The organism is Nostoc sp., from assembly GCF_036918015.1.
GTDB lineage: Bacteria > Cyanobacteriota > Cyanobacteriia > Cyanobacteriales > Nostocaceae > Nostoc.
Genome location: NZ_JBALEO010000079.1, coordinates 1 through 11,219 on the forward strand (window position 1 = coordinate 1; position 11,219 = coordinate 11,219).

An 11,219-nucleotide genomic window follows, 5' to 3' on the forward strand; every position below is an offset into this window, starting at 1 on the left:
AAAACTCGAATATTAAAAGTGAACTATAAACTGGATACTCATTTCTGAAGCATATCATGAGTTAAAATCTCATTTTTTAGTTCAAATCACAGTAAAGAAGATTCCATCGTCTGTCCAAGCCAATTACAGCATCCCGCTCCTCATCATTGCGGCTTGCATCAACCACCACTAGAAACGGATCGAAGAAAGCTTCTACGGCTTGCTGAAATGTTATGCCGTTATGATTGCTGGGATTAATCCGAGCTTTCTCCTCGTTCCAAAGGAAGGTGACACCATTAAGCACGAAAAAAACATCCATAGCTCATAGTCTAGGCAAGATGTATTTACGTTGTCAATACACTTATTTGTAAAAGTTTACAATTACAATTCAAGACTGAATCTTGATGTGTGCCAGAACCTTGCAATGCTTACCTGTTTCTTGTGTGCCTCAACCCAATAAATAATCCGATAGGCAGTTTAAGCACTATTACTTATTGATAAATTGTCCATGATGTTATGTGTTAATGACAGGGTTAGGGGAATCTCCCAGATTTAAATATCACCAACACCAAACGTATTGAGATGTAAGTATTCTCATTTGCATCAAAATTATTAATGAGAGTTTATTTCATTAATTGAAATTTTAGTGTAGACTCTTTTTTAAGAGTTATTGAATAATATTCTCAATAGAAGGTAGATGTAAAATGACAACTTCTACAAGTCCGCTGTCGGTGGAGCAAGACCTTACTGACTCGCCTTGGTGGGCTGGTAACGCTAGACTCACCAGCTTATCAGGCAAATTACTAGGCGCTCACGTCGCTCATTCTGGTCTGATCGTTTTCTGGGCAGGAGCTATGACTTTATTTGAGCTAGCCCACTTTAATCCAGCAGAACCGATGTACTCGCAAGGCTTAATTTTGCTACCTCATTTAGCTACTGAAGGTTGGGGTGTTGGCGCAAATGGTGCAGTCGTGGATACTTATCCCTACTTTGTAATTGGAGCTTTGCATCTAATTTCTTCAGCCTTTTTGGGTTTCGGAGGAATCTTTCATTCCCTGCGTGGCCCGGAAAAATTGGAAGGTAGAGTTCCTTTCTTTGGCTACGACTGGTCAGACACGGGTAAAATGACCACAATCCTTGGTATACATCTGGTTTTACTGGGTTGTGGTGCATTCTTGTTAGTTGCCAAAGCAATGTACTTTGGAGGTTTGTACGATCCAAACGTTGAAAATGTGCGGGTAATTACAAATCCGACATTAAACCCAGCCGTCATTTTTGGTTATCTGTTTGGCGCAATCAGGAAATTCTGGATTGCTGGCGTTGACAACCTAGAAGACGTGGTTGGCGGACACATTTGGGTTGGTGCGATATTGATTTTCGGTGGACTTTTCCACATTGTGACAAAGCCCTTTACCTGGACGCATCCACTATTTGTTTGGTCTGGAGAAGCTTACCTTTCTTACAGTCTGGGCGCTTTGGCACTGATGGGCTTTATTGCAACTCTCTTTGTATCGGTAAACACCACTGTTTATCCTGAAGTTTTTTATGGGCCGGCGCTCGTGGTTAGACAGAATATCGTGCCGTACTTTTCATCACCTGACCCTGACCTGGTAACTGCCCGGACTTGGTTAGCTAATGCCCATTTTTGGTTAGCTTTCTTCTTTCTCCAAGGTCATATCTGGCACGCTTTGCGGGCGCGTGGGTTCGATTTTCGCAAAGGTAGGGTGAGTCAGGAGGCGGTAATTCCGCAACCAATTAGCTAAATTCACTTTAATGCAACAAATTTGCAATTATCTGGAAGCATAAGCTCAACAATATTGCTAAATATTCTCAAGGAGTTTTGGAAATGACAGCAGTAATTGAAGATAGCCCATATAAGCAACAGATACCTGATGTTGGTTGGTGGGCTGGTAACTTTCGTCTCACTAATTTATCGGGAAAATTACTAGGCGCTCATATTGCCCATTCTGCATTGATTTTGTTATGGGCTGGAGGGATGACGCTGTTTGAATTGTCGCGCTTCAACCCTAATGTGCCAATGTATGAGCAAGGGTTAATCATACTGCCTCATCTAGCAACTCTAGGTTTGGGTGTCGGTGCTGGTGGGCAAGTTATTAACACCTATCCCTACTTTGTAATCAGCGTCTTGCATCTGATACCTTCAGTGATTCTCGCAGCCGGTGGTATTTATCACTCTCTGCTGGGGCCAGAAGTGTTACAAGATAATCCCACTTGGGCTGGATTTTTTGGCTATGACTGGAAAGATAAGGACAAGATGACAACCATCTTGGGCATTCACCTAACGCTTTTAGGTTTGGGTGCTTTGGCTTTAGTTGCTAAGGCGGTGTTTTGGGGTGGACTGTTTGATCCTTGGGCTGCTGGCGGTGGAGATGTTAGGGTAATCAATCATCCGACACTTAACCCATTCCGCATTTTTGGCTACCTATTTGGGGCTTGGGGTTCAGAGGGATTGGCTGCTGTTGATAACTTGGAAGATGTTGTTGGCGGTCACATCTGGGTTGGTTTGATGTTAATTGGCGGTGGTATTTTCCACATCTTGACTAAGCCATTTGCTTGGGCACGCCGAGTTTTGATTTACTCAGGGGAAGCATATTTATCTTACAGCATTGGTGCTGTAGCATACATGGGCTTTTTAGCAGCATATTTTGCATCAGTCAATAACACTGTCTATCCCGAAGTTTTTTATGGCCCAGTTAGAGCTATAGAAACTTCTGCTGGTATAGTTTCTGCTCGTGGTTGGTTGGTAACTTTCCATTTTGTCCTAGCGCTCATATTTCTGTTAGGTCACATTTGGCACGCTCTCCGCGCTCGTGCGATCGCAGGCGGATTTGATTTTAAAAATGGTGATATGGTTCAGCCTCCACGTGTAGAGCGCCAAACAAGTAATCAAGTAACCGCAGTCAATTCTGCTGATTTGACGCTGAAGTTTCTCAAATACTTGCCAATTTACCGCCCCGGTATATCTGCTCTGTGGCGGGGATTAGAAATTGGCATGGCTCATGGTTACTGGCTAGTTGGCCCCTTTGCTACGTTAGGTTCATTAGGTTTATTACGCAATTCTAATGTGGGCAGCTTGGTTGGTTTACTAGCCACAGGCAGTTTGATTATCATCCTGACAATTGGTTTTTCGCTTTATGGCACTACCAGCTACGAAAGACAGCAGGAAATCTATTCACGATCGGTTTCGGTTGCAACAGTTGCCAAAGTGCCACAGAGCATCAATACTGTCGCTGAATGGAGTCAATTTACTGAGGGCTTCTTGATTGGTGGAATTGGTGGAGCAATCTTCGCTTATCTGCTATTGACTAGTGTTGCTTTATTCGGTGCGATCGCAATTAACTCGATTTAGCATCCATGATGTAAAGACGTAGCATTCTACGTCTTTACAGTAAAGTATCTAGTGAAATTAAGTACTGATTAAATCAGTATTTATATCAAGAAACCCACCTAGTGAGAAATGCATACATACGGCAATCCCAATATCAAATTTGATTGATAGGTTAGTAACGCCCGCTTTGCCAAACTCGCTGGCTTATTTATCGCTAGTCCTGATAAATTCTGAGCTAAATTCTTCCTTAGTGTATTGGCGTTCACAGATTAAGTTTGACATTCTTGGCGCTCATTGCGTCAAGTTAATAATTAGATTACTTAGGCAATGACATATTGATTTATGTCTACCTACTGACTTAGTTATTTTAGTTTCACTCAACACCAGCTAAATAATACTTCATGCCTGCGGTTAAAAGCAGTTGACTGCGGGCACTTTATTTCTAATCTTTAGGAGGATGACTTATGCTGGCTACAATTTGTTGTGCTTCATTTGCTTGGGGCACTTTGATTTTCTTTGTTTTGAGTATCTGGTTTACCTTCAAACAAGGGATAAATCATTTAAAAAAGCTACATGAAATTCCTTGTCATGCTTGTGAATATTTCACTAACGACTATCGTCTTAAGTGTACTGTACATCCAATGAAAGCTTGTTCTGAGGAAGCCTTCGGCTGTCTTGACTTTGAACCTCAAACTTCTTTCTGTAATGCTTGTCAAAAGGGTGCGCGAAAGCTTTGTTAAAATTTTCCAATTAGATAATTTCTAATCCGTAATACTCTAAATTCTTATGAACCGACAACCTGATTTGCTATCCGAACTATGTGATTTTCTATATCCCCGTAGTCCATATTATGGGCAATTTAAACCAGAGTATCTAGTATTTAACGCTAATCTTCAAGATTTTTCTCAACGGGTAAACTACATTTGCAGCCTCCAAACTAGTGGTAAACTTTCCCCAGAAGAGGCTTACAAACAAATTCACATCCTCTGGAGACAGTTGAAAAGTGCCAAAAAAGAATTGCAAATTCGCTAAATAGAATGAAAATTGCATCCGCCTGCGATCGCGAGTATTTTTAACAAAAGGCAAAAAAGCTACATTGACTGATTGATATGAGAATAAATTTCTACTAAAAAAATTAAGGATGTAAAAAACTACAATCATTTACACCCAAACTGCTAACAGACGCGATTAATCGCGTCTCTACTTTTATGCTTCTTCGGAATTATCTCTTTTATGTCCTGGGGATGCTTCGTAAAGTGCATCGAGATGTTGACGCGCATCTTCAACGTTAATTGAACGCATTACCAAAAGTGGCTCTTTAATTAAGTTTCCAGCGCTATCTAATAACTCTGGATGGGGTACAAATTGTCTCTTTGATGAATAATAACCATAGTTGCCTTGGTTATTCATTGGCGAGGAATTCGTCGGGTAAGTTCGCTCCCGATCGAAACTGAACATAATCAGGTTACGAATTAAGTTGCCAACAGCTATAAATGCAAGGATTGTAAAAGCAAGAATGTAAAGTAGATGTAACATTGGATTTTCCTCCAGAACAGGAATTTTTTAAACTTTATTTTGTAACGCTTTGTTTCGCCGATACTGTAACTCACAGTTAAGACGAGTATTCTACGCACTCTTCATGCGCTTACATTTATATGGAGCTATTTGTCAACCGTTATTCCACTTACGGTAGCATAGGATACATTATTTTGTTAATCCAGATAATGTTAAGAAATTCTTAAGAATTTTTTACTATCTCTTTAACGATTGATTTGCCATCTTGCGTAGACGCTTCCTTGGTAAGTCTTGAGACATCGCTAAGTAGTCTGCCGAAATTTAGCGCTTAGACTTCACGTCCTTGACGAAAGCGCATTGCGACATTCCAGCATTCTGTTACTAATTCATGCCAAGGCATTAACGTTGCCATATCAATTCCGACTTGTTTATCAGTTGCATTGAATAGCATCTTTGCCGTACTTAGTTCATCTTGCGCTTGCTTGACCCGCAAGAGCAAGTCAGATTGCTCTTGGTGACTCATAAATGATAGTTCCTCAGTTTCGAGTAAATGGCGCGATCGCGTAAACCAATGCTGAAAATCTTCCAGCAGCGGATCTAAAACCGTTTTCAGCAACTCTGGCCCTGGTAAATTTGAGTCTGACATAAATGAGAGAGATATTTCAAACTTGCTTACTAATATTAACGTTATTTACGTTTCTTAATACTTTTTTGGTTTCTCTCATAATTTTTTTGATGTGAAATTTTGTAACAAAGGGCACAAAATTTATTATATAGTCTTGATATCTGGTTTGTACAGTGCCTTTGGAGAGGTAACTATAGGTATATATGACATCGAGTTGCAATTCATCAGCTAACTTAGCGATGTCTACGACGGGCTACGCCTACGCGGGCAATCCTGAATTTGACACTCAGGTAAGAAATCAAAAATTTATCTTTATCTTTGGATTGAAGAAGAATTTAGGAGTCAAAATTCAGGACTGAGAATCAAAATAATGGGGGATTCAAACCCGCCATCTAGAAACACCATTAAAGAAAACATATTTAGCGGAGTCTTAAACCCCTTTATTCATTACGCCAGTACTTCGACAAACTCAGTAACCATCGGATTCCAATTCATTCTGAATTCTGTTAGCGCAGCGGGGCGCAGCCCATTCTGACTCCTGAATTCTTTCTTGATAGCTTAACTGGCAAAAACCAAAGTCGCTATAGTTGAATAAGCCTACAGATTCAGATAAATCACCTTTTGTAATCACTTCGCCAACGGTTCAGCAGCCAATGTCGCCAAATTCATCAAATCAGTCAGAACAGTTAGAACAAGTTGAAAAAATCTATTTACCGCGTACCAGCGAATCGGAGAACTTAAAAAAGATTCGCCACACTGCTTCCCATGTAATGGCAATGGCAGTACAAAAGCTGTTTCCCAAGGCACAAGTTACAATCGGCCCTTGGATAGAAAACGGTTTTTACTACGACTTCGACAGTCCAGAACCATTTAGCGAAAACGATCTCAAAGCCATCAAAAAAGAGATGGCGAAGATTATCAATCGCAAATTGGCAGTAATTCGGGAAGAAGTCAGCCGCGAAGAAGCCGAACGCCGGATTCAGGAAATTAACGAACCTTACAAGCTAGAAATTCTGGCAGATATCAAAAACGAACCAATCACAATTTACCACCTGGGGAATGAATGGTGGGATTTGTGTGCGGGGCCTCATCTGGAAAATACCAGTGAATTAAACCCGAAAGCAATTGAACTAGAAAGTGTTGCTGGCGCTTATTGGCGTGGGGATGAAACTAAAGCCCAATTACAACGCATCTATGCCACCGCCTGGGAAAGCCCAGAACAACTCGCTGAATATAAGCGACGCAAAGAAGAAGCACTGCGGCGAGATCACCGCAAACTTGGGAAAGAACTGGGATTATTTATATTTTCTGATCTAGTAGGGCCGGGTTTACCTTTGTGGACACCCAAAGGCACTTTGTTACGGAGTACTTTAGAAGACTTCCTGAAACAAGAACAGGTAAAACGGGGTTATTTATCTGTAGTAACGCCTCACATTGCCAGAGTAGATTTATTTAAAACCTCTGGACATTGGCAGAAATATAAAGAAGATATGTTCCCCTTGATGGCAGATGATCAGGAATCGGCTGCACAGGAACAAGGCTTTGTTATGAAGCCAATGAATTGCCCTTTCCATATCCAAATATATAAGAGTGAGTTACGCTCTTATCGAGAACTACCGATGCGACTGGCGGAATTTGGTACTGTTTACCGCTACGAACAATCAGGTGAACTGGGTGGTTTAACGCGGGTGCGCGGTTTTACTGTGGATGATTCTCACCTGTTCGTAACCCCAGAACAGCTAGATAGCGAATTCCTCAGTGTGGTGGATTTGATTTTGTCGGTGTTCAATAAGCTGCAACTGAAGAACTTTAAAGCTAGACTCAGTTTCCGCGATCCTGCTAGTGATAAGTACATCGGCAATGATGAAGTTTGGGATAAAGCCGAAGGTGCAATTCGCCGTGCAGTTGAAACCTTGGGGATGGAACACTTTGAAGGGATTGGAGAAGCGGCTTTTTATGGGCCAAAACTTGACTTTATCTTTAGTGATGCCCTAGATCGGGAGTGGCAATTAGGAACTGTGCAGGTAGATTACAACTTGCCTGAACGCTTTGAGTTGGAATACGTCGCCGAAGATGGGGTTCGCAAACGCCCAGTGATGATTCACCGTGCGCCTTTTGGTTCGCTGGAACGGTTGATTGGGATCTTAATTGAAGAATATGCAGGCGATTTCCCTTTGTGGTTAGCGCCAGTGCAAGCTAGATTACTCCCAGTGGGTGATACACAGCTAGACTTTGCTAAAGATGTGGTGGCGAAGATGCGTGCATTGGGCATCCGTGCAGAAGTTGATACCAGTGGCGATCGCTTGGGTAAACAGATTCGCAATGCAGAGAAAGAAAAAATACCCGTGATGGCAGTGGTGGGAGCTAAGGAAGTGGAAACTAACACCTTGAGTATCCGTACCCGCGCCTCTGGGGAATTGGGAGTTATCGCTGTCGATGAGGTGGTAGATAAGATGAAGGATGCGATCGCTAAGTTCGAGAATTTCTAAAATCTAACCGCAGACGCACACCAATTATGATTAGTGTGCGTCTTGCCTAGTAGGGTATTGAGGCTTACTGAATCGATGGTCTAGGTGTTGGGAAAGGAGCGATGTCTACGACGAGCTTCTCTACGAGACGCTACGCGTAGCTTGCTTCCCGAAGGGTACGCTTACGTAACGTATTTAAATCAAAAACTTAATTAGATCCAGAAATTAAATATGCGTTATCCAGAACTTTTGTAGAGACGTAATACTGCTGCGTCTCTACATTTTTTTCACTCATATTAATGGAGTTCAAAGATTTATTTTAATTTTGACTTTTAAGGGGCTGTGGAAAGTCAGAAAGTATCACAGACGACAAAACTTTTCTCAATCACCACACTAAAGAAAACTTTTCTAGTTTTTCAACACTGTTAGGATTGATTTAAAGACTTGTGGAATCTGCTCTTCCTAAACAGACTGGACTTGCATAAATTACTGTCAATAATTTTTGACTCACATCATGAACCGCTTTACCTCTATTTTGCTCGCCGGCTTGATAGCATCTGCATCAGCTTTGGCTATTTCTCCAAAAGCTGATGCTAATACACCAGCATCTTATCCTGCTGAGTTAGATAGCTACATCTCTCAACGCAATGATGATGGTAACTACGAACTTCATAGTCGTCACCATAGAAATGATGACTATGACCGCCAGAACGACCTTCGGAACATTCGTGACGATAATAACCGTCGCTATGACCGCGATAATAACCGTCGCTATGACCGCGATAATAATCGCCGCTATGACCGCGATAACAATCGTCGCTATGACCGCGATAACAATCGCCGTTATGACCGCGACAATAATCGCCGCTATGACCGTGACAATAATCGTCGCTATGAACGCGATAATAATCGTCGTTATGAACGCGATAATAACCTTCGCAACATTTATGACAATAACCGTCGCTATGAGCGCGATCGCGGCTGGGGTCGTGATTAATTCCTTTGCCTATTTATTAAGCTTAGTTCCAGGTGAACTGAGCATTGATTCTACCTGGTAGTAGGACAAACACAATCTCTTTTTTCCACTCATTCTAATATCTGACTTTTTACTCTTATCTAAAAAACTTCGCTTCCATTCCCTAGTAAGAAAGCTTGCTGAGGGTTTAGGTTTAGCGTTAGTTTTTCTAGATGACGTGAAAGGTCAGATTTTTATTACAGCTATTTTCCGGTAAATAGACCACGCGATAGGGGTGCAAGGCCTTGCACTTCTACGACAGGTGTGGTTCAAATACATGAAAACTGCTGTCAATCAAGAATTTATCATCAGATTAATTTAATTAATTTTTATTTCAGTTCTTTGGCAGCATTTAAAGGCAGTAATGGCTCTTATTTCCAAAATTGGAAATGTAGTTTCCGCTCATGACGATGCTGGGCTAGATAACTTGAGCTTATTCTTTTTGTTGAGAGACATACAGGAAATATTGCAGTCACATAACTCTATGATAAAAAAAGTATTTCTCTGAAAAATTTGTCATTAACAAAGAGAATATATGAGTGAATATGATTATGTTGTCATTGGTGCAGGCTCGGCTGGCTGTGTTATCGCCAATCGGTTAACAGAAGACGGTAAAACAACCGTGTTATTACTCGAAGCAGGCAATCCACCTACCTTACCAGAGCATCAAGTTCCTGTAGACTGGACAAAACTCTGGGGTACTAAGGTTGACTGGGCATATTTTACGGAAGAAGAACCATACTTAAATAACCGCAAAATCTATTGTCCACGCGGGAAAGTCTTGGGTGGTAGCAGTTCGATCAACGCCATGATTTATATTCGAGGCAATCGGCATGATTACGATCGCTGGCAAGAATTAGGCAATCATGGTTGGAGTTACCAAGATGTGTTGCCATACTTCAAGAAATCTGAAAATCACCAGCATGGCGTGTCTCCATTTCACGGAGCAGATGGAGTGCTGAGTGTCACAGATCCCTTAGCACCTGCGGTAACATCACATCGATTTGTAGAAGCAGCGATCGCACTTGGTTACGAGTGCAATCCTGATTTTAATGGCGCACAACAGCAGGGAGCCGGACTTTACCAGTTGACTATTAAAGATGGTAAGCGGCACAGTACAGCAGCAGCGTTTCTAGTACCTATTTTGGAGCGCCCCAATTTAACAGTTACTACTAGTGCATTAGTGACTCGGCTACTATTTGAGGGAACGCGCACTATTGGAGTAGAGTATCTGCACGAGGGAACGATGCACCAAACCTTTGTAAATCAGGAAGTTATTCTCAGTGCTGGCGCGTTCGATTCACCTAAACTGCTGATGCTCTCTGGAATTGGCAATGCAGAACATTTGCGATCGCTAGATATTCCTGTAGTTGTTGATTTGCCCGGTGTCGGTCAAAACCTCCAAGATCATCTTCATGTCGCCGTTGCACACCAAGCAACTCAGGATTTACAACCTGCCTCAACCAGCAATATCGCTGAAGCTGGATTGTTCTTGCATACTGAAGGTCGTTTAGATGTTGCACCAGATTTGCAGTTTCACTCTGGCCCTATTTTGCGGACACATCCTGCATACTCCCGCGAAGGCCCAGGATTTACTGCTACAGTCTGTCTGACTAATCCCGAAAGCCGTGGTCATCTTACTCTGCGTTCTACTTCGCCCAATGACCCAGTTGTAATTCAGATGAATTATCTCAAGAGTGAATCAGATTTGCAAAAGCTGCTTGCAGGTATCAAAATTATCCGCCAGATATTCCTGTCAGATGTATTTGATGAGTTCCGAGGTGAAGAAGTTGCTCCCGGTGCTGATAATAAGAGTGATGAAGCTCTCCTAGCTTACATCCGGGAAACCTGTGACACTGTATACCATCCTGTCGGCACTTGCAAAATGGGAACAGACTCAGATTCAGTGGTAGATCCCGAACTGCGGGTATATGGTGTTGAAAGGTTGCGTGTTGTAGATGCATCCATTATGCCAATTATTGCTACGGGAAACACCAATGCACCCACAATTATGATTGGCGAAAAGGCAGCAGATTTGATTAAAGCTACCAATCGGGTTTTAACGCAAGTGCCGTTAGCAACTGATGTAGATGCAGAGCGGCTTGTGGTCAGACATCGCTCTGCCTAAATTTATATGTTTTAAGCTGCGATCGCAATATATTTAATCTCAAAGACTCGTTAACGGAGATAAAAGGTGGATTCATCCAGTTCAAATACTCGTTAACGGAGATAAAAGGTGGATTCATCCAGTTCAAATACTCGTTAACG

11 protein-coding genes are annotated in these 11,219 nt (G+C 41.9%); 8 read left to right on the forward strand and 3 right to left on the reverse strand.

The window, feature by feature from the left end:
• Positions 1-76: 76 nt before the first annotated feature.
• Positions 77-298, reverse strand: coding sequence for a BrnT family toxin (locus V7K61_RS23435; RefSeq protein ID WP_335056957.1), 222 nt, complete (start codon positions 296-298; stop codon positions 77-79).
• 385 nt (positions 299-683) lie between these two features.
• Here V7K61_RS23435 and V7K61_RS23440 point away from each other — a divergent pair, with 385 nt between their 5' ends.
• The 4 genes from V7K61_RS23440 to V7K61_RS23455 all read left to right on the forward strand — a co-directional run bounded on the left by V7K61_RS23440 (position 684) and on the right by V7K61_RS23455 (position 4,360).
• Positions 684-1,742, forward strand: coding sequence for a chlorophyll a/b binding light-harvesting protein (locus tag V7K61_RS23440; protein WP_335039505.1), 1,059 nt, complete (start codon positions 684-686; stop codon positions 1,740-1,742).
• Between the two features lie 83 nt (positions 1,743-1,825).
• Positions 1,826-3,349, forward strand: coding sequence for a chlorophyll a/b binding light-harvesting protein (locus tag V7K61_RS23445; protein WP_335056959.1), 1,524 nt, complete (start codon positions 1,826-1,828; stop codon positions 3,347-3,349).
• 443 nt (positions 3,350-3,792) lie between these two features.
• Positions 3,793-4,068, forward strand: a complete 276-nt coding sequence (locus tag V7K61_RS23450) for a hypothetical protein (RefSeq protein ID WP_335056961.1) — start codon at positions 3,793-3,795, stop codon at positions 4,066-4,068.
• A gap of 46 nt (positions 4,069-4,114) precedes the next feature.
• A complete protein-coding gene (locus V7K61_RS23455; RefSeq protein ID WP_335039499.1) occupies positions 4,115-4,360 on the forward strand; it encodes a DUF7219 family protein in 246 nt (81 codons plus the stop codon).
• 174 nt (positions 4,361-4,534) lie between these two features.
• Here the strand turns inward: V7K61_RS23455 and V7K61_RS23460 are convergent, their stop codons facing one another.
• Complete coding sequence (locus tag V7K61_RS23460) at positions 4,535-4,864, reverse strand: DUF2973 domain-containing protein (protein WP_094352259.1); 330 nt, start codon at positions 4,862-4,864, stop codon at positions 4,535-4,537.
• Between the two features lie 307 nt (positions 4,865-5,171).
• Positions 5,172-5,489: a DUF2605 domain-containing protein gene (locus V7K61_RS23465; RefSeq protein ID WP_335056963.1), complete on the reverse strand. Its 318-nt coding sequence runs from the start codon at positions 5,487-5,489 to the stop codon at positions 5,172-5,174.
• 182 nt (positions 5,490-5,671) lie between these two features.
• Here V7K61_RS23465 and V7K61_RS23470 point away from each other — a divergent pair, with 182 nt between their 5' ends.
• The 4 genes from V7K61_RS23470 to V7K61_RS23485 all read left to right on the forward strand — a co-directional run bounded on the left by V7K61_RS23470 (position 5,672) and on the right by V7K61_RS23485 (position 11,079).
• Positions 5,672-5,827: a hypothetical protein gene (locus V7K61_RS23470; protein WP_335056965.1), complete on the forward strand. Its 156-nt coding sequence runs from the start codon at positions 5,672-5,674 to the stop codon at positions 5,825-5,827.
• A 294-nt stretch (positions 5,828-6,121) separates the two neighbouring features.
• On the forward strand, positions 6,122-7,957 hold the full coding sequence (gene thrS / locus V7K61_RS23475) for a threonine--tRNA ligase (protein ID WP_335056970.1): 1,836 nt from the start codon (positions 6,122-6,124) through the stop codon (positions 7,955-7,957).
• 493 nt (positions 7,958-8,450) lie between these two features.
• Entirely contained in the window at positions 8,451-8,933 is a 483-nt protein-coding gene (locus V7K61_RS23480) for a hypothetical protein (protein ID WP_335056966.1), read from the forward strand.
• 553 nt (positions 8,934-9,486) lie between these two features.
• Positions 9,487-11,079: a GMC family oxidoreductase gene (locus tag V7K61_RS23485; RefSeq protein ID WP_335056968.1), complete on the forward strand. Its 1,593-nt coding sequence runs from the start codon at positions 9,487-9,489 to the stop codon at positions 11,077-11,079.
• Positions 11,080-11,219: the final 140 nt, after the last annotated feature.

Bases quoted from the DNA above. Each gene is read 5' to 3' on its own strand.
- V7K61_RS23470 (WP_335056965.1), top strand. From the start codon at position 5,672: ATGACATCGAGTTGCAATTCATCAGCTAACTTAGCGATGTCTACGACG.
- thrS (WP_335056970.1), top strand. From the start codon at position 6,122: ATGTCGCCAAATTCATCAAATCAGTCAGAACAGTTAGAACAAGTTGAA.
- V7K61_RS23455 (WP_335039499.1), top strand. From the start codon at position 4,115: ATGAACCGACAACCTGATTTGCTATCCGAACTATGTGATTTTCTATAT.
- V7K61_RS23450 (WP_335056961.1), top strand. From the start codon at position 3,793: ATGCTGGCTACAATTTGTTGTGCTTCATTTGCTTGGGGCACTTTGATT.
- V7K61_RS23480 (WP_335056966.1), top strand. From the start codon at position 8,451: ATGAACCGCTTTACCTCTATTTTGCTCGCCGGCTTGATAGCATCTGCA.
- V7K61_RS23440 (WP_335039505.1), top strand. From the start codon at position 684: ATGACAACTTCTACAAGTCCGCTGTCGGTGGAGCAAGACCTTACTGAC.
- V7K61_RS23465 (WP_335056963.1), bottom strand. From the start codon at position 5,489: ATGTCAGACTCAAATTTACCAGGGCCAGAGTTGCTGAAAACGGTTTTA.
- V7K61_RS23445 (WP_335056959.1), top strand. From the start codon at position 1,826: ATGACAGCAGTAATTGAAGATAGCCCATATAAGCAACAGATACCTGAT.
- V7K61_RS23485 (WP_335056968.1), top strand. From the start codon at position 9,487: ATGAGTGAATATGATTATGTTGTCATTGGTGCAGGCTCGGCTGGCTGT.
- V7K61_RS23435 (WP_335056957.1), bottom strand. From the start codon at position 298: ATGGATGTTTTTTTCGTGCTTAATGGTGTCACCTTCCTTTGGAACGAG.
- V7K61_RS23460 (WP_094352259.1), bottom strand. From the start codon at position 4,864: ATGTTACATCTACTTTACATTCTTGCTTTTACAATCCTTGCATTTATA.